14 protein-coding genes and 1 pseudogene are annotated in these 18,239 nt (G+C 74.5%); 11 read left to right on the top strand and 4 right to left on the bottom strand.

The window, feature by feature from the left end; genetic code table 11:
- Window positions 1-26 precede the first annotated feature (26 nt).
- From ACFXPX_RS17235 to ACFXPX_RS17190, 10 genes are read left to right on the top strand one after another with little or no spacing between them, the layout of a single operon-like run.
- Complete coding sequence (locus tag ACFXPX_RS17235) at window positions 27-1,652, top strand: SagB family peptide dehydrogenase (RefSeq protein ID WP_380641998.1); 1,626 nt, start codon at window positions 27-29, stop codon at window positions 1,650-1,652.
- Between the two features lie 20 nt (window positions 1,653-1,672).
- The gene (locus ACFXPX_RS17230; protein ID WP_380641995.1) at window positions 1,673-4,324 is read left to right on the top strand and encodes a lantibiotic dehydratase; all 2,652 of its coding nucleotides are present in this window, start codon (window positions 1,673-1,675) and stop codon (window positions 4,322-4,324) included.
- Complete coding sequence (locus ACFXPX_RS17225) at window positions 4,317-5,303, top strand: thiopeptide-type bacteriocin biosynthesis protein (protein WP_380523052.1); 987 nt, start codon at window positions 4,317-4,319, stop codon at window positions 5,301-5,303. Before ACFXPX_RS17230 ends, ACFXPX_RS17225 begins: the two co-directional genes overlap by 8 nt.
- Window positions 5,304-5,308: 5 nt before the next feature.
- Window positions 5,309-6,784 (top strand): nitroreductase family protein, encoded by a 1,476-nt coding sequence (locus ACFXPX_RS17220; RefSeq protein ID WP_380589240.1) that lies wholly within the window; start codon window positions 5,309-5,311, stop codon window positions 6,782-6,784.
- Between the two features lie 13 nt (window positions 6,785-6,797).
- Complete coding sequence (locus ACFXPX_RS17215) at window positions 6,798-8,663, top strand: TOMM precursor leader peptide-binding protein (RefSeq protein ID WP_380641992.1); 1,866 nt, start codon at window positions 6,798-6,800, stop codon at window positions 8,661-8,663.
- Window positions 8,660-11,062: a lantibiotic dehydratase gene (locus ACFXPX_RS17210; protein WP_380641990.1), complete on the top strand. Its 2,403-nt coding sequence runs from the start codon at window positions 8,660-8,662 to the stop codon at window positions 11,060-11,062. Before ACFXPX_RS17215 ends, ACFXPX_RS17210 begins: the two co-directional genes overlap by 4 nt.
- Window positions 11,059-12,165, top strand: coding sequence for a thiopeptide maturation pyridine synthase (locus ACFXPX_RS17205; RefSeq protein WP_380523056.1), 1,107 nt, complete (start codon window positions 11,059-11,061; stop codon window positions 12,163-12,165). The genes ACFXPX_RS17210 and ACFXPX_RS17205 overlap by 4 nt, the downstream gene beginning before the upstream one ends.
- A gap of 31 nt (window positions 12,166-12,196) precedes the next feature.
- Window positions 12,197-13,171 carry an ATP-binding cassette domain-containing protein gene (locus ACFXPX_RS17200; RefSeq protein WP_380641987.1) on the top strand — a complete coding sequence of 325 codons (975 nt, stop codon included), beginning with the start codon at window positions 12,197-12,199 and terminating at the stop codon, window positions 13,169-13,171.
- Window positions 13,168-13,989, top strand: a complete 822-nt coding sequence (locus ACFXPX_RS17195; RefSeq protein ID WP_375891051.1) for an ABC transporter permease — start codon at window positions 13,168-13,170, stop codon at window positions 13,987-13,989. The genes ACFXPX_RS17200 and ACFXPX_RS17195 overlap by 4 nt, the downstream gene beginning before the upstream one ends.
- Before the next feature lie 46 nt (window positions 13,990-14,035).
- The gene (locus tag ACFXPX_RS17190) at window positions 14,036-14,224 is read left to right on the top strand and encodes a hypothetical protein (protein ID WP_375891053.1); all 189 of its coding nucleotides are present in this window, start codon (window positions 14,036-14,038) and stop codon (window positions 14,222-14,224) included.
- 43 nt (window positions 14,225-14,267) lie between these two features.
- Here the strand turns inward: ACFXPX_RS17190 and ACFXPX_RS17185 are convergent, their stop codons facing one another.
- Genes ACFXPX_RS17185 through ACFXPX_RS17170 form a run of 4 tightly spaced genes read right to left on the bottom strand, consistent with a single transcriptional unit; the run spans window position 14,268 to window position 17,668 of the window.
- Window positions 14,268-14,870 carry a response regulator transcription factor gene (locus ACFXPX_RS17185; protein ID WP_375891055.1) on the bottom strand — a complete coding sequence of 201 codons (603 nt, stop codon included), beginning with the start codon at window positions 14,868-14,870 and terminating at the stop codon, window positions 14,268-14,270.
- Window positions 14,867-15,982 (bottom strand): sensor histidine kinase, encoded by a 1,116-nt coding sequence (locus ACFXPX_RS17180; RefSeq protein ID WP_380641985.1) that lies wholly within the window; start codon window positions 15,980-15,982, stop codon window positions 14,867-14,869. Before ACFXPX_RS17180 ends, ACFXPX_RS17185 begins: the two co-directional genes overlap by 4 nt.
- A 7-nt stretch (window positions 15,983-15,989) precedes the next feature.
- Entirely contained in the window at window positions 15,990-16,736 is a 747-nt protein-coding gene (locus tag ACFXPX_RS17175; RefSeq protein WP_380589257.1) for an ABC transporter permease, read from the bottom strand.
- The gene (locus ACFXPX_RS17170) at window positions 16,733-17,668 is read right to left on the bottom strand and encodes an ABC transporter ATP-binding protein (RefSeq protein ID WP_380523061.1); all 936 of its coding nucleotides are present in this window, start codon (window positions 17,666-17,668) and stop codon (window positions 16,733-16,735) included. The genes ACFXPX_RS17175 and ACFXPX_RS17170 overlap by 4 nt, the downstream gene beginning before the upstream one ends.
- 313 nt (window positions 17,669-17,981) lie before the next feature.
- On the opposite strand from ACFXPX_RS17170, the pseudogene ACFXPX_RS17165 reads away from it, so the two are divergent.
- Window positions 17,982-18,239: pseudogene (locus tag ACFXPX_RS17165) on the top strand (hypothetical protein); the annotation flags it as partial.

The following is an 18,239-nucleotide window of genomic DNA, read 5'->3' as shown; positions in this document are numbered from 1 at the left end:
GCGACGCGGCCGTGACCGATCCGGCCGTGACCGATCCGACCGTGAGTGACGAGGAGACCATGACCGAGGGGGCCGCGGCCGCGCAGGAGGCCGGCGTGGGGCGGGAGTTCCTGCGGGTCAGCCTGGAGGACCTCGCCGAGGCGATGGAGACCCGGCAGTCCGAGTACGCCAACCCGGACGAGCCGTTGAAGTTCAAGATCTACCGGGGTCTGCCCCGACGCCCCCTGACCACCCGGGTGCCCGGGGTGCTCGGCGCGGTCGAGGCGCTCGACGACCCGGCGCTGTCGACGCTGCTGCGCTACGGCTACGGCATCTCCCGGCAGGAGTTCGACACCAACGGGACCTGGCCCTACCACCGGATGGTCGCCTCCGCCCGCTGCCTGTTCGCCGTCCAGCTGTACGTGTGCCTGGCCGACGGCGTCTACCACTACGACGCCCCGCACCACGCGCTGGTGCTGCTGCGCGAGGGGGACCACCGGCCGCTGCTGGCCAGGGCGACCGGAACCGCCGGCGCGCCGCCGGAGGCCGTGTTCGTGCTCTCCGGACTGTTCGCCAAGGCCGCCTACATCTACCGCGACTACGCCTACCGGCTGTGCACCCAGGAGGCCGGGCTGCTCACCGGCAACCTCGACCTGGTCGCGCGGGCCATGGGACTGCGGGCCCGGGTGCACCACCAGTTCCTCGACGAGCCGGTCAACAAGCTGCTCGGACTCGACCCCGACGAGGAGCCGGCCCTCGTGGTGCTGCCCCTCCACCTCGCCGGTGCGGGCGCCGGAGACCCCCGCCGCACGGAGACGGAGACGGCGGCGGCCCTGTCCGCGACCGTCGACCCGATCGAGCCGCAGGTAGTCCGCAGCGGGCTCGCGGTGGCGCGGGCCTGCCCGAGGCTCACGGCCGTCAACCGCGCCTCCTTCCGCACCGACACCGCGGGCTTCGCCGCCGCCGAGCCGGCCCCGCCCGTCCGGCCCGCCGTGGCCGTCGGGTCGGGCCGCGAGCCGCTGGCCCTGCCCGCGACCGAGGTCCCGGACCCGGACCTGGCACAGGTGCTGCGGAGCCGTGATTCCGGCCCCGGCATCTTCCGCCCGGTCGCCTCGCGGGTCGACGGCCTCGCACTGTGGGCGCGGCTGGCCCGCACCCGTACCGGGGTCGGCAGCGATGCCGTCCCGGCGGGAGCGCCGGTGCCGGTGGAGGTCTACCTGACCGTCGCCGACCTCATCGGCGTACCGGCCGGCTGCTACTGGCTCGACCCGGCCACCGGCGCCCTGCACCCGGTCGGCCCGGGAAGCCCGACGGGCCCCGGCACGGACGCCCTCACCGCGATCGAACGCGTCACCATCCCCGGACCGGTCTTCCAGCACATGAACGCCGTCGTCCACCTGGTCGTCGACCGTGACTGGGCGTTCGACACCTTCGGGGACCGCGGCTACCGGGTGCTCAACCAGGAGGCGGGCCTGCTCGCCCACCGGGTCTGCGTCGCGGCCGCCGCGCAGGGCCTCTCCGGCCGGATCGTCAACGCCTACCACGCCGAGGGGGTGCGCGCGGTGCTCGGACTGACCGAGGAGCGCTACGCCCCGGTCTTCCAGATCCTGCTGGCCCGGACCGGACCGGGCGGCCGCGTGATCGTGCCGGTGGAGCCGGAGGCGGCGGAGTGACGGACGGGACGACGGACGAGATGACGGACGGACACTGGGAGGCCGGCCCCGAGCCGGTGCGGTACCTGCCCGGCCCGGCCACCGTGGTCCGCCTCGCCGGCAGCCCGGTCGCCGTGCTGGACGGGCTGCGCTGCGCGGAGAGCTGGCGCACCGCCACCGCCCTGCTGGCACTGCGCGCCGAGATCGCCGCCGGGGCCGACGAGTTGTCGACGTTGCTGCACGCGGCGATCGGCGCCACCGGGGACGGCGAGCTCAAGGCCCGGCTGGTCGCGGTGCGCCGGGCCGTGCACCGCGGCCGCCACGTCGACCCGGCCCGGCTGGCCGAGGTCCCCGCCGAGCTGGCGGAGCCGGTCCGCTCCTGGACGGCACGGATCGACGAACGCGACCGCCTGCTGGCGGCCCTGCCGGAGCACCTCGACCAGGATTGGGCCGCGAGCTACGAAGCCCTGCTCGCCGCCGCCCGGCTGCCCGCCTTCCAACTCGGCCTCGTGCACGCCAATCCGGACCTGTTCCTGGCCCTGCGGAAGTGGTTCGACACCGGCCGCCCACCGCAGCGCCAGACCGTGCTCCGGCTGGCGCAGTACCTGGCCCGTTGCGCTTCCAAGACCAGCCCGTACTCCACCTTCACCAGCAGCGGCCTGGCCGCCTGGGGCACCGGCCGGGAGATCGTCGAGCCGGCCGGGCCGCGGAGCGCCTCGCTGACCTCCACCGAGGTCAGCGTCGGATCGCTGCACCGGATCGCCCGCGCCGTCAGCGAACGCCCCGAGCTGCTCGGCGGCTGCCGGATCCGGACCAACCCCAGCGCCACCGTCCAGGACGGCGCCCTGCTGTTCCTGGGCCGTCGGCCGGACGAGTACGTGCACAGCCTCGCGCTCACCCCGACCCTGCGCGGGGTGCTGGAGCTGACCACGGGCGACCTCACCTTCGACGAGCTGCGGGGCACCCTCCTGGCCCGCGCGGCCGACGGGCGCCAGGTCGACGTGTTCCTGCGCCGCCTGGTGACGCTGGGCCTGCTGGAACTGGTCCCGCCGCTCGCCGACCAGTCCGCGGACCCGGTCGGCGACCTGCGCGAGTGGCTCCAGCGGTGTCGGCAGCCCGGCCTGGAGCGGCTGGACCGGACCTTGCAGGAGATGGCCGAGGCGCTGTCGAGTTACCCCGCGGTCGCCGAGCCCGCAGACCGGGTCGCCGTCCGCGACACGGTGGTCCGCGCGCTGGACACCGCGCTGCGCGAGGTCGGCGACCACGCCCACGTCCAGAGCCCGAAGCTGGCCCAGGAGTTCGCCCGGTACAGCTTCTACGAGAACGCGGTGCACCCCGGCACGACGGCTGTGCTGGACCGCGCGCGCTGGCGTCCGCTGCTGGACGACCTCGACGCGGTGCGCACCCTGCTCGGACTGATCGGCCCCGACCTGCCGTTCAAGCTCACCCTCGACTCGTGGTTCCGGCGCAGGTACCCGGCCGGCGCGCGGGTCCCGCTGGTGGTGTTCTACCGCGACGTCCTGGCCGAGCAGTCCGCCGATGCCGCCCCGGGCCCGGCCGGACGCCGCTCCCGTCCGGCGCACAGCCGGTTCGCCGACGCCGACAGCCCGGTGGCGGCCGTGCGCGAGCTGTACCGCCTGCGCACCGCCGCCAAGCGGCTGCTGGGCGAGCGGACGCCCGACCGGGACGGCGTGGTCAGGGTCGACCCCGAGGAGGTGCGCAAGCTGGCCGAGGAGTGGCCGGACTGGGTCCGCACCCCGACCTCGCTCGCGGTCTACTGCCAGCTGGCCGACGCCGAGCACGGCCCGGCCCTGGTGGTCAACAGCATCGCCTGCGGCTTCGGCCGCGGCCGCAACCGGGTGCGGCAGATCCTGGACGTCCTCGACCTGCGCGCCGACGTCCCGGACGAACCGGGCCTGGCGGCGTCCCACGACGACGTGCTGTTCGCCGAGTTCGAGGCGGTGGCCCGGTCCGCCGTCAACGTCCGCAGACCTGGCGTCGGACTGGTCGTCGACTACCCCGGGGTCCGCAGCACGCGCGCGGCCGACGACCGGCTGCCGGTCAACGACCTCCACGTGGAGTGCGGCGACGACGGGCTGCTCGCGCTGGTGTCGCGGCGGCTCGGCCGGCGGATCCGCCCGGTGCACCCGGGCCTCGGCGCCGACCGGCTGCTGCCGCCCGCCGCACGGTTCATGATCGAGGCGTTCGGCGAGTCCAACACCTGGTTCGGCGCGCACACCGAGCTCAGGATGACCTCCGACCCGCGCGCCGACGACGGCGTCCTGCGCCTGCCCCGGTTGACGGTCGGAGACGTGGTGCTGCGCCGCGCCATGTGGATGACCCGCGCGGACCGGCTGCCCCGGCGGGCCGACGCCGCGACCGGCGCGGCCTGGATGTTGAAGGTCGCCGACTGGCTGGCCGAACACGGCATCCCGGAGCGGTGCTTCGTCACCGTCCTCGACCCGGCCTCGCTGGTGGCGGGCGGGAACGGCCCGCGGCCGGGGAACGACACCAAACCGAACTACGTGGACTTCGCGAGCATGCTGCTGCTGCTCGGGCTGGAACGCCGGCTCACCGAGCCGGACGCGATCGTGCAGATCAGCGAGATGCTGCCGGACCCCGGCCAGGTCCGCGGCGAGCACGTGGCGGAGTACATCGTGGAACTGAACGAGCCCGGAGTCACTTATGTCTGAGACCTCAGCGCACCGTTGGGTCAGCGCCCACCTCTTCTACCACGGCGACCAGGACGCCGTGATCACCGGTGTCGTCAAGCCCGTCGTCGAGCGGCTGGGCCGGGCCGGACTGGTCGACGGCTTCTTCTTCCTCCGCTACTGGGAGGGCGGCCCGCACGTGCGGCTGCGGCTGCGGACCCGGCCGGAGCACGTCCAGGAGGCGCGCTCGGCCGTCGAGGAGACCGCGGCGGAGTTCTACCGGACGACGCCGTCGACCTCCGGGCTGACGGAGCGGGCCTATGCCGAGTCCGCGGCCGAACTCGCCGCCCTGGAGCGGATGGCCGACCACGACACGGTGCTGCACCCGGACAACTCGGTCGCGTTCGTCGACTACGTGCCCGAGACCGGGGCGTTCGGCACCGGCCGCTCCCTGGAGGCCGTCGAGAAGCAGTTCATGGCGTCCAGCGTGCTGGCGCTCCAACTGATCGCCCGCGGCCGGACCGCGGGGCAGCGCGCCATGGACGCCTTCGCCATGATGGCCGCCAACCGTACGGTCTTCACCGGCATCCTGCCCGAACTCGCCTACCAGGCGCGGTTCCTGGTGGAGAGCGGCGGAGCAGCGGCGGAGGTGCTGGGATCGCCGGACTTCGAGAAGCACTTCGAGGCCAACAAGGCCCAGCTGCGCGCCTCCCTGGAGACGGTCTGGGCCGTGACCAGGGGAACGGCCCTGCCCGCCGGGTCGGTGACCGGCAGCTGGCTCAGGACCGTACGGGAGGCCAACGACACCCTGGTCGAACTGGAGCTGCTCGGCCGCCTCGACGCCTACCCCGACTTCGAGGCCCCGGCCGACGTGCTCCAGCACATCAACCACCTGGTCCCGCAGCTGATCGTGGAGCGCTGCACCCACCTGATGTGCAACCGGCTCGGCATCAGCCTGGCCCAGGAGTCCCACCTGCGACTGCTCCTGACCAGGGCCGCCTTCGACCTGTGCGCGGTGTGAAGCCCATGAGCGACGAGGCGACCCGCTACCAGGACACCGTGCACACGCCGACGGAGGTGGCGGACCCGCAGGCGTTCCCGCCCCGGCTGGTCAAGAGCTACCCGGGCGCGCCGAGGCATCCGCTGCCCTGGCCGCCCGAGAAGTCCGAGCACCGGCTCGGCCGGCTGCTGGCCGAGCTCGGCGGCATCACCCGCGCCCAGTGGCTGACCCCGCTGGACATGCTGCCCTTCACCGACAGCTTCGAGGCCATCCCGGACGACGACCCGCTGCAATGGCTGGTGACCCGCCGCCCGACGCCATCGGGCGGCGCCCGGTACAGCGCCGAGTGGTACGTGATCGCCGGGCCCGACTCGGAGGTCCCGACCGGCGTCCACTACTACGACCCGGCCCGGCACGACCTGGTGCGGCTGCGCTCGGGCGACTACCGCGGCTGGGTGGCCGCCCGCCCGGCCGGCACCGTCCTGGTGCACACCAACGTGTTCTGGCGGCTGGCCGCCAAGTACGGCGAGATGTACTACCGCCTCGCCTGCCTGGAGGCGGGCATCCAGGTGGCCCAGGCCCTGGTGGTCGGGGCCGACGACGGTGCCTCGGCCCGGCTGTGCTTCCCCGACGCCGACCTCACCGAGCTGCTGGGGCTGGACCCGAGGGCGGAGGGGGTGCACGCCGTGGTCGAGCTGGTCGCCCCGGTGCCCACCGCGTTCGAGGGCCCCTCGCTGGCGGCCTTCCCACGCGCCTTCGCCGCGCACGCGTCCGTGCTCCGGCAGAGCCGCCCCGCCCCCGAGCCGCTGCTGACCGCGCCCCCCGGCGAGGGCGGGGGCGAGGGCGGGACCGAGGCAGAGGGAGAGGGTGGGCGCGGGACCGAGGCCGAGCGCGAGTGGATCAGCCTCCCGCACGCGGAGCCGGACCTGCGGGCCGGCACCCGCAACCGCCGGGCGGCCGTGCGCGGCTTCAAGGCCGACACCATGGCGATCGGCACCCTGGCCACCGTCCTCACCGCCTACGGGCGGCAGGAGAACTGGGACCTGCCGGCCGGTCTGGTCGAGTTCTACTGCGTCGTCGCCGACGTGGCCGGAGTCCCGGACGGCGCCTACCGCTACCTCCCCGACGAGCACCGGCTGGAGTTGGTCGGCGAGGGCAACCCCCGGCAGCGGCTCCGCGAGGCCGCGCTGGCAGCCCTGACCCAGCAGGGCGCCCGCACGGCGAACCTCTGGCTGCTGCCGGTGGGCGACGCCGAGGCCGCCGAGGAGCGCTTCGGTGCGCGCTGGTACCGCCTGCAGCAGGCCGCGGCCGGCGCCGCCCTGCACCGGGCCTGCCTGGCCGCCGCGTCCGTGGGCGTGGCCGGCCGGATCCAGAACGACGTGCTCACCCACCTGCTGGACGCCTGGTTCGGTCTGGAGGGGCGCAGGCGCAGTCTGCTGGTGGCGCAGCTGGGCACCGAGCACCCGGCCGGGCCGCGCCCCGAGTTCCGGCTGACCTGGTGAGGAGGAACGGCTCGTGAGCGACACCGTACTGGGCGAGGGCCTGTTGGCCGCCGCCATCGCCCGGCGCCCGCCGTCGATGCTGGTGGTGGCGCGCGACGGCTGGGACACCGGCGGCTGGACCGAGGCGCACGAACGGGGCGAGCCCTGGCTGCCGGTGTGGACCGAACTCGACCGGGTCGTGATCGGCCCGCTGGTGCGGCCCGGCGAACCCGGCTGCGCCCGGTGCCTGGAGACCTGGCGCTCCGTCGCACCCGAACGCGCGCCCTGGACGGCCGAACTGCGCGCGGACGGGCGGATCGCGACCAGCCCGTCGGCCTGGCTGTCCGGCTTCGCCGCCGAGGCCGTGCGCGAGCTGCTGCACTCGGGCGTCGCCACGGACCGCTGCTGGTACCTCGACCTGCGCGACCTGTCGCTGACCCGGCACGCGTTCCTCCCGGACCCGCTGTGCGCGGTCTGCGGCGCGCTGCCCGAGGACACCGCGGAACGGGCCGTGATCGCCCCCGTCCCCCGGCCCAAGCCGCGGGCCCGCGCCAGCCGGATCGGCGAACTCTCCGAGGCCCGGCTCACCGAGCTCTACGTGGACGCCGAGACCGGGGTGGTCGCCCCGCCGCGCGGCATGCGCGACTCGATGGTCCCGCTGACCGAATCCGTCCTGGCCGAGTACGGCTACCGGGGCGAGGCGGGGTTCGGGCGCACCCGTGACTTCGCCTCCAGCCGGGCCACCGCCGTCGCCGAGGCACTGGAGCGGCTCGGCGGCCAGTGGCCCTGGGGCAAGCGCACCACCGTGCGCGGCAGTTACGCGGACCTGGCCGGGGACGCCCTGGACCCGCGGTCGCTCGGCCTGCTGGCTCCCGAGCGCTACCGGGAGCCGGACTGCGCCTACCAGCCGTTCACCGAGGACGCGGTGGTGGACTGGGTGTGGGCGTACTCCTTCGTCCGGGCCCGCCCGGTGCTCGTGCCGGAGACCCACGCGTACTACCGGACGCGGTTCCAGCCGAGGGCCCGCCCCGACGACCGCAGGGACAAGCCCTTCACCTTCGAGATCTCCAACGGCTGCGCGCTCGGCGGCTGCGTCGAGGAGGCGATCCTGCACGGGATCCTCGAAGTCGTCGAGCGCGACGCCTTCCTGATGACCTGGTACGCCCGGATGCCGGTGCCCGAGGTGGACCTCGCCCGGGCGCCCGATCCGCGCATCCGGGTCCTCGCGGAACGCATCGAGCGCACCGGCTGCCGGGTGCGGGCCTTCGACATCACCCTGACCGAGGGGATCCGCGCGTTCTGGGTGCTCGCCCAGGACACCACCGGCGACGACACCCGGCCGAAGGTCGTCTGCACCAGCGGCTCGGCCCTGGACCCGGTCGCCGCCGTGCTCACGGCCCTCGGCGAACTGGCACCCATCGTCGAACAGGAGCAGGCCAGGTACCCGGCCGAGGCCGAACGGGCCCGCCGGATGGCCGCCGATCCCGAACTGGTGCGGATCATGACCGACCACTCGCTGGGCAACGCGACGCCCGAGGCCCTCGACCGCTGGTCCTTCCTGCTCGACGGCGACCGCCTGACCGGCTGGGACGAGGTGATCGCCCGCAACCCCTGGCCGCTCCACACCGACCTGCGGGACGACCTCACCGAGGCCGTCGACCGGATGCTGGCGGGCGGCATGGACGTCGTGGTCGTCGACCAGACCTCGCCCCTGCACGAGGCCGCCGGCCTGACCTGCGTCAAGGTGATCGCGCCCGGCGCCCTGTCCATGACCTTCGGCCACCGCAACCGCCGCACCACCGGGCTGTCCCGGCCGCTGGAGGTGCCGTACCGGCTCGGCCACGCCCCGCACCCGCTGACCGAGGCCGACCTCAACCCCCACCCCCACCCCTTCCCGTGACCACCCACGCCACCACCCTCGGAGTACGTGTCGCGGGCCTGCCCGCCGACGTGGTCGAGCAGCTCGCCGACCGGCGACTGCGGCGCGAACTGCTCGCGCTCTCCCGTACGGCCGCCGAACTGCGCAGCGGCGCCGGGGCGCTGTCCGAGCGCTGCCACACCGTGATCGGGGAGCTGCGCGACCCCGCGGCCAAGCCCAGGCTGGTCGCGCTGCGCCGCACCGTGCACCAGCTGCGCGACCCCGCCCGACTGCTCGCCGACCCCCGGACCGCCGCCGCCCTCGGCCCCGAACTCGCCTCGGACATCGCCGAGTTCGGTCGAGCGCTGGGCCGCTACCGGGCCGACCGGGCGCAGCTGCCGACGGTGTACGCCGAGGCGGGCCGAGCCGTCGACGCCGCGCTGCGCGAACTCGGCGCGGACCCCCGCTTCGACCAGGGCCTCGCCCACGCCAGCCCCACCCTGCACCAGGTGCTCGGCCGCAGGCCCGGGCGGCAGGAGCTGATCCGGCTGGCCGCCTACGCGGCCCGCGCCGCCGTCAAGACCAGCCCGTTCAGCACCTTCACCGCCAGCGGCCTCGGCCGGTTCGTCCCGGACGGGCCCGCCCTGCGCTGGGCCGCGACCGAGCGGGCGCGGTCGATCGTCGATCTCGACCTGTCGGTCCTCACCCCGCTGGCCGCCGGCGCGACCGAGCCGACCGTCCGGATCAACCCCAGTGCGCGCCTGGAGGGCGACACCGTCCGCTTCCTCGGCCCGGCGCCGGCGGAGGACCTCCTCACCCTGCCGCTGACCCCGGCGCTGCGCCACTGCCTGCGCGCCGCGGTCGCCCGCCCGACCCTCGCCGCGCTGGCGGCGGGCTTCCCCGCGCCGCCGGAGCGGACGGCCGGATACCTGCGCTCCCTCGTGGCCGGCGGACTGCTCCTGCTCCAACCGGACTTCGACGACCAAGGGATCGACCCGCTGGGGCAGTTGGCCGGGACCGTCCCCGCACTGGCTCCCCTCCGGGAAGAGCTGCGCGCCTACGGCGATGCCGGGGGAGCCGACCGGGTCGTCCTCGGGAAGGCGCTCCACGAGCGGCTGCGCGGCGTCGGCGTCACCGGCAAGCTGCGGGACGTGCTGACCGAGCAGTCGGTCATTCCCGGCGTCGTGGTCGAGGCGGGCCTGCCGTCCTGGCAGGAGGCCCTGGACGACCTGGCGCTCGCCTGCCGACTGCTCGCCGTCTTCGACTCCGCACTGCCGTTCAAACTGGCCGTCGCCGCGTTCATCCGGGAGCGCTTCGGCGACGGGGCGACGGTGCCGTTCGACCGGTTCTACGCCGAACTCCTCCGCGACGGCCACGAGGCCAGGCGACTGCACCCCGCCGCCGTCGCCTTCGACCCGACCGGGCTGACCGCGACCCTGGCCGCCAGCCCGGTCGCGGAAGTGCGCCGGCTGGTGGACCTGGTCGCCGACCTCCGGCGCGCGCTGCCGGACCGGCGGCGGATCGAGGAGGTGCTCGACGCGCTGCCCGCCTGGGTGCGTCCGGTCGGCTCGGTCGCCGTCTACGCCCAGGGCGACGCCGACGAGTTGATCGTCAACGCGGTCAACTCCGGTTTCGGCCGGGCCCGGTCGCAGGTGCGCCGGCTGCTGCGCCACCTCGGGGACGACCCGCTCCCGGTCGACGCGGTGTACCCGGACGCGCCGACCTACGCGGAGTTCACCCAGACCCTGGCCACCTCGCTCAACCAGCGCGAGCCCGCCCTGCCGGACCGGCTCGACTACCCGCCGCCCGCCCGGCTGACCGTCGGCCTGGACGGCGACGGACTGCCGGCCCTGTTCGACGACGGCGCGGCCGTCAGGCCGGTCCACGGCGGACTCTCCTACGAGCGGCAGTTCCCGCCGGTCATGGCCCTGCTGGTCGAGGCGTTCGGCGAGAACCCGCTGCTGCTGCGCCCCGACCAGCCGCTCCAGCACGACGCGGCAGCCGGCAGCGGGCAGGGCCGGGTGCTGCACGCGCCGCGGCTGAGCATCGGCCGGGTGGTGCTCCGCCGGGCGACCTGGGTGGCCCAGCCGGGGACGCTGCCGTGTCGCGCGGCCGGGCAGTCCGACCCGGACTTCCTGCTCCTGCTGACCACCTGGCTGACCGAACTCGGAATGCCCCCGAGGTTCTTCGTGTCCGTGCTGCCGACCGGCGTCGTCGCGGACGGGTCGGTCGCGAGCGACCGCAGCCGCAAGCCGGTGTACGTCGACATCGGTTCACCACCCCTCGTCCTGGCCTTCGAGCGACTGGCCAGGGACCCGGCGAACGCGGCGGTGTTCCAGGAGGTCGCGCCGAGGCCCGAGGCCGCGCTCCTCGACCACCAGGGGGTGCCCAGAGTCACCGAATACGTCATCGAGCTCAACTGCCGAGGAGACCGGGAATGACAGAGACCGTGTGGCGCACGGTGAACGTGTTCCACCACGAGCCCGACCGCACCGATCTGCTGCTCGACGCGGTGCGCCCGTTCGTCGCGGAGGTGGCCCCCGCGGCGCGGCGGGTGTACTTCCAGCCGCACTGGCGGCGCGGGCCGCACGTGCGGATCGTGGTCCAGGCGAGCGCAGAGGTCTTCGACGGCGTCGTCGCACCCGCCGTGGCCGACGTGCTGGAGCCCTACCTGCGGGCGCACCCGTCGACCGTGGTCCTGGACGAGCGGGCCTCGCACGCCGAGCACGTCCGGCTCGCCGCGGTGGAGCGCGAACGCGGCCCGCTGACCCCCTGGGCGCCCGACAACAGCGTCGGGACGGAGCCGTACGACCGGCGCGAGCACGTGCTCGGCGGACCGGCCGCCGCCGACCTGCTCGCCGACTACTACGTCGACAGCAACGACCTGGTGTTCGGGATCCTCGACCGGATCCGCGACGGCGGCTCGAAGACGGCCCTCGCGGTGGACCTCTTCATCGCGGCGGCGCACCGCTTCCTCCCGCCGGTGACGTACGGGTACATGTCCTACCGCGGACACGCCGACGCCTTCCTGGCGAAGAACCCCGACGGCCTGCGCGCCCGCTTCGACCAGGTCTACGAGGCCAACGCCGGCGCCTTCCGGCAGCGGGTCGTCGAGATCACCGCGGCCGCGGACCACCACGACGCGGTGCGCTTCGGCGAACTCCTCGACGTCCTGCTGCGCTACCGCGACCGGGCCGACGGGCTGATCGGCACCGGCGAGCTGGCGCTCGACACCGACCCGAACGGCGACCCGGAGGCCTGGGGCGCCACCTGGAGCGCCTGGTCCGACCGCAGCCCGTTCCACCGGGTGCTCGGCGGTCACCGCCCGGCGGCCGAGCAGCTCGGCGGCTGGCACACCTTCAAGCGGTACCGGGTCGTCCTCAACTGGATGTACCTCAACATGTACCGGCTCGGCATCGGCGAGCTGGAACGCAACCTGATCTGCCACGTGGTCTCCCGGGCCGTGGAGGACGTCCACGGAGTCACCGCGATGGACCGCATCGAGGACCTGATCGGGTTCGTCGACGGCGGCGGTCGGCTGTGACCGGTCCGGGCACCCGAGGAAGGACGACGCGATGACGCACGCCGTCACCGTCAGCGAACTCGTCAAGCGCTACCACCCGCACGCCCCGGCGGCCGTGGACGGCCTGAGCTTCACCGTCGAGCGGGGCGAGGTCTTCGGCCTGCTCGGCCCGAACGGGGCCGGGAAGTCCACCATCGTCGGCGTGCTGACCACCCGGATCCGCCCGACCTCCGGTCGGTGCCTGGTCCTCGGCACCGACGTGGTGGCCCGGCCGGCCGCCGCCAAGCGGCTGCTCGCCGTCGTACCGCAGCGGCAGAACCTGGACCGCTCCCTCGACGTGCGGCAGAACCTGCTCTTCCACGCGCGCTACCACGGCGTCGGCCGGGACGAACGGACCGGCCGCGCCGAGGAGTTGCTCGACCTGATGGGGCTCACCGAGCAGGCCGGCCAGCGGGTCGAGCGGCTCTCCGGCGGCCAGGCGCAGCGGGTCGTCATCGCGCGGGCCCTGATGCACGCGCCCGAGGTGCTGTTCCTGGACGAGCCGTCGACCGGCCTGGACCCGCAGTCCCGGCTGTTCCTGCACGAGCGCATCCGCGACCTGCGCGAGCGGGGCGTCACCGTGGTGCTCACCACCCACGACATGGACGAGGCCGAGAGCCTGTCCGACCGGATCGGCATCGTCGACCACGGCCGGCTGCTCGCCCTGGACACCCCGCGGGCACTGACCGGGGCCCTCCCGGGCGGCACCACCGTCACCGCGCAGGTCCGCGGTGAGCAGGTGCCGAGCGCCGGGATCCTGGAGGCGCTGACCGGGCTGCCCGGCGCCGACGGCGTCGAGCACGACGCGCCGCAGGGGAGCGGCGGCAGCCAGTACTTCCGGGTGCGGACCGAGAAGGACCCGTCGGCCCTGCTGCCGGACGTGCTGCGCGCGGTCGCCGACCGGGGGGCCGAGCTGGTCGACCTGTCGATCGCCCGGCCGAGCCTCCAGGACGTGTTCATCAGCCTGACCGGAAGGGAACTGCGGTGACCACTGCGACCGAAGGCGCCGACCGGCTTCCCCGGGACGGCGTCGGTCCCGTGACGCGGACCTTCCTGGCGGTGCTCTGGCGCGACGTCTACACCACCACCCGCCGACCGACCGCCTTCCTGCTCCAGGTGATCGTCCAGCCGCTGCTGCTGTTCTTCGTCTTCGGCAAGGTGCTCGGCGAAGCCGGTTACACCAAAGGCGACTTCGGGGCGACGCTGCTGCCCGGGGTGATGGCGCTCAACGCGCTGCTCGTCGCCCTGGAGAACACCGCGATGCCGCTGATCATGGACTTCTCGTGGTCCGGCGAGATCGAGGACCGGCTGCTCGCACCGATCCCGGGCGAGCTGGTCGCGGTCGCCAAGCTGGCCTACGGCACGCTGTGCGGACTGTTCGCCGGACTGGTCATGGCGCCGGTCGGGTTCCTGGTGCTGGGCACCACCGGCTGGCCGCCCACGAGGTGGCCGGGGGTGCTGCTGGTCCTGGTCCTCGGCGCGGCGACCGGTGCCGCCCTCGGCCTGGCGCTCGGCACGGTCGTGTCGCCGGACCGCATCGGCGTCACCTTCGCGATCGTCCTCGCCCCGCTGACGTTCACCGGGTCCGTCCAGTACTCCTGGTCCTCCCTCGACCAGCTGAGGTGGTTCCAGGTGGTCTCCGCGCTCAACCCGCTGACCTACGTCAGCGAGGGCCTACGGGCCGCGGCCCAGGCCGGACCCCCGTCGGCGATCCCGCTGTGGACGGACCTGGCGGTGCTGCTGCTCGCCCTGGCGGTCACCGTGGCGGTCGGGATCAGGGGATTCATGGCCCGGGCGCTCGGCTGAGGCGGCCCGGGGTAGGAAACCAGATGGCAACCAAGGAGGATGACGGATGAACAGGAACCTCAGGGCCGCCGCGCCGATGGTCTACGCGGCGCTCGTGGTCGGCGGCTTCATGATCAGCTCCCCGATCGGCGTCGGCGTCTGCGTGGTGGGCGGGATGCTGCTCGGCGCCCTGTACGTGACCACCAACGGCGGTGGCCGCGACCGGAGGCGTGACCGGAGGGACGACGACCGGTAGGGGGACGGCCGGAACCGCGTCCGCCACCGGTGGCGGGCGCCGGTCAGAGCCAGCCGCGGGTGCGCGCGATCTTGGCCGCGTCGGTCCGGTTGCGCGCGCCCAACTTGGCCATCGCACTGGACAGGTAGTTGCGGACGGTCCCCTCGGCCAGGCACAGGCGCGCCGCGATCGCGGCGTTGCCGGCCCCGTCCGCGACCGCCCGCAGCAGCTCCCGCTCCCGCTCCGTCAGCGGATCGGCGGCGTCCCACGCGGCCACCGCCAACTCCGGCGCGACCACCCGCTCGCCCGCGTGCACCCGGCGCAGCGCGGCCGCCAGCTCACCGATCGGCGCGTCCTTGAGCAGGTACCCGGACACCCCGGCGTCCACCGCGCGCCGCAGGTAGCCGCTGCGCGCGAAGGTGGTCACGATCAGCACCCGGGTCGGGTCGCCCAGGCGGTTCAGCTCCACGGCCAGGTCCAGACCGGTGCGGCCGGGCATCTCGATGTCGGTCACCAGCACGTCCGGCCGGTGCTCGCGCACCGCGGCCAGCGCGTCGTCGCCGTTGGTCGCCGTCGCCACCACGGTGATGTCCGCCTGGAGGTCCAGCAGGGACGCGAACGCGCCCAGCACCATGCCCTGGTCCTCGGCCAGCACCACCCGGATCATCCGTTCACCGCCACCGGCACCGTGATGACCAGCGTCGTACCGGCCGAGCCGGAGCGCTGCACCGCGCCGCCGAGTTTCGCGATCCGCTCCCGGAGCCCGGTCAACCCGGTGCCCTCCGGGGCATCGCCGCCGATGCCGTCGTCCGCGATCACCAAGCGCACCCGTTCCTCGTCCGTGTCCAGTCCGATGCGGCAGGTGGCGGCCCGCGCGTGCCGGGCCACGTTCGTCACCGCCTCCCGGAGTGCCAGCCCCAGTTCGTGGTCGGTCGCCGCGAGCAGGGCCGGTTCCTCGGCACAGCGCACCCGCAAGGTCACCCCGGTCCCGGCCAGCGTACGCCGTGCCACCTCCAGCTCCGCGCGGACGGTGGTCCGCCGCCAACCGGTGACGGTACTGCGCACCGCGGCCAGCGCCTCCCGGGCGTTGCGCTCGATCTCCTCGGCCTCGGCGCGCGCCCGTTGCGGGTCGGCGAGCACCAGCTCCTTGGTCAGCTGCGCGCGCATCACCACCGCGGTCAGCGAGTGCCCGAGCAGGTCGTGGAGGTCGCGCGCGATCCGTTCGCGTTCCGCCAGCGTGGCGAGCAGTTCCACCTGCGAGGTGCGCAGCCGCTGGTTCTCCGCCTCCTGCCGCCGGTCGCGCTGCCGGAGTTCGAGCAGCCCGACCACCCAGATCATCACGAGCGCCGACGCGAAGCCCAACAGCCGGTAGGGGAGCGGCACCTGCGACAGCAGCGCGGTGCCGCAGTCCAGCACGGTCAGGCCGGCGAACCACCGCCGGGCGACGGGCCAGGGCAGCGCGTTGCCCGCGGCCGCCGCCGCGTAGATGAACAGCACGCTCGCGGCGGCGTTGAACGGCGTGGCCAGCGCGCCCAGCACGGCCATCGGCACCACGGAGGCCCAGACACTCCACGCCGACCGCCCGCGCAGCAGGGCCAAGGCGTACAGCAGCACCGTGGCCGCGCACACCGTGATCGCCAGCGGCCACTCCCACCGGTCGGGCGCCGGCGAGAAGTACGGCTGCGCCGGCATGAACAGCAGGTAGCCGAGGTAGACCCACTCCCAGGTCCGCAGCCGTTCGGCCACGGACCGGGGGGCGGCGCCGTCGAAGTCGCTCACCGCCGCCTCAGATCCGCGCGTGCCGGTAGGAGAGCGCCGCCGCACCCGCCGCCACCGCCGTGGTGACCAGCAGGGCGAGCACGTGGATCAGCGCGGTGCCGTCACCGAGTTGGGCGAGCCCGAGCTGGGCGAGGTGGTAGGTGGGCAGGAACTCGGCGATCTGCCGCACGACCGAGGGCAGCAGCCGGATCGGGATCCACAGCCCGGACAGCACCGCCAGCGGGAACAGCACCGCGTTGAGCAGCGCGACCGCCGCCCCCGGGCGGAACCGGAAGCCGACCGCCACGCTGAACAGCGTGAACGGGACGGTGCCCAGCAGCAGTACCACCGCCACCCGCAGCAGCGCCCAGGGCGAGGCGTGCAGCGTGCCGAAGGCTGCGGCCGCCACCCCCATCAGCGCCAGCACGCCCACCCCGTAGAGCAGCGCGGCGGTGGCCTTGGCGGCCAGGCTGATCCAGACCGGGACCGCGGAGACCCGTTTCATCCGCAGCCAGCCGAGGTCCCGGTCCTGGGCGACCCCGACCCCGGGTTGCAGGGAGGCGACGGTGATCACGCCGTAGGTGCCGAAGGTGGCCACCATCGCCGTACCGGCCGAGAGGCCCTGCACGGCGCCCTGCCCGTACAGCAGGTTGAACAGGACGAAGAAGCCGACCGGCATCAGGATGCCGAAGAACAACGAGGTGGGCTCCCGCACGATCGACCGGAGTTCGTCCCTCAACTCGGACCGGAAGACCCGCCCCAGTACCACGTTCACGCCGCCGCCCTGCCTTCCCGAGTACGTTCCGAGGCGTCATCACGGCCGTCGGTGAGTGCGACCACGGCCTCCGCCAGGCCGGCGTCCTGCACGCGCAGCTCCGACAGCTCCGGGTCGAGATCCAGCAGCACGCGCAACAGGTCCTCCGGCGAGCGGGTCTGGATCGTCACCAGCTCGTGCTCCCGGCCGACCCGGAGCACGCCCGGCAGCCGCTCCAGCTGCTCCTGGTCGAGGCCGGTCCGGACGGTCACCGTACGGTCCGGCAGCCGGGCCACCAGCTCCTGCGGCGGCGCGTCCGCCAGGATCCGGCCGCGGTCGAGCACCACCACCCGGTCCGCCAGGGCCGCGGACTCCTCGATCAGGTGGGTGGTCACCAGCACTGCGGCGCCCTGCGCCCGGCGCTCCGCCAGGACCTCCCAGAAGTGCCGCCGGGCCCGGGTGTCCAGACCGACCGTCGGTTCGTCCAGCACCAGCAGCGCCGGCTCGGTGACCAGCGCCATCGCCAGCTGGACCCGCTGCCGCTGGCCGCCGGAGAGTTTGGAGACCCGCCGGCGCGCCAGCTCGGTCAGCCCGAGCTCCGCCAGGACCGGACCGGCGGCCGTCGCCCGCAGCCCGCCGCGGACGGCGGCGCCGCGCACCAGCTCGTCCACGGTCAGCGTGTTCGGGAACCCCAGGGTCTGCTGCGCCACGCCCAGACGGCGGCGGGTCGCCGCGCGGCGCGGGTCACCGCCCATGATCCGCACCGTCCCCTGCTGCGGCGCGAGCAGGCCGACCGTGAGTGCCACCAGGGTCGACTTCCCGGCGCCGTTGGGGCCGAGCAGTGCGACGCACTCGCCCGGACCGACCCGCAGGTCCACGCCGTCCAGCGCGAGCGTCTCTCCGTACCGGTACCGCAGCCCTTCGGCCGTCAGCACCGCCTGTGTCGTTGCCATGGTCACCAGACTCCCGTCCGGTGACCGCGCGCGGCAGTGCCGCCGTGTCACCGGCCCGAGATGACGAAAGTCATCCCTGCGCGCCGGAGCTTTCCCGGGCGGGAGGGATACGGGGGTGCTCGCACTATAGCGGGGGCACGTGAACCGGCGAGCGGGCCGATCACGGATTCCGGCTCCCGGGGAGGCGTACGGGGCAGTGGGGCCGGACCGGCCGGGCGCACCAGGCCGCCCGTCCGGTCCGGGGGCGGGCCCGCTCCGCCGTGATGGCCGCCGACCGGGCCCGAAGGCTCAGGCGCACCAGAACAGGACCGGCTTGCAGGACGGTGTCGGCGTGGAGGTCGGCGTCGGCGTGGGCGCGGTCGGGCCGGGCGCGGGCCGGGTGGGCGGCGCCGCGGTGGGCTGCGCGGGCTGGGGTGCGGACGGCTCGACCGGGGCCGCCGGGCGGGACGGGGCGGCGGTCGTCCGCGACGCGCCGGGCCGGGTGGCGGTGACCGACGGCTGCGCCGGGGAGCTCGCCCTGCTCGGCTCCGCCGACGCCGTCGGGGGAGCGCTGACGGTCCCTCGGGTGGAC

Source organism: Kitasatospora sp. NPDC059146 (assembly GCF_042786665.1).
Taxonomy (GTDB): Bacteria; Actinomycetota; Actinomycetes; order Streptomycetales; family Streptomycetaceae; genus Kitasatospora.
Note: the sequence above shows the minus strand (reverse complement) of the source record. Positions and strands in the feature narration are given on the sequence as shown.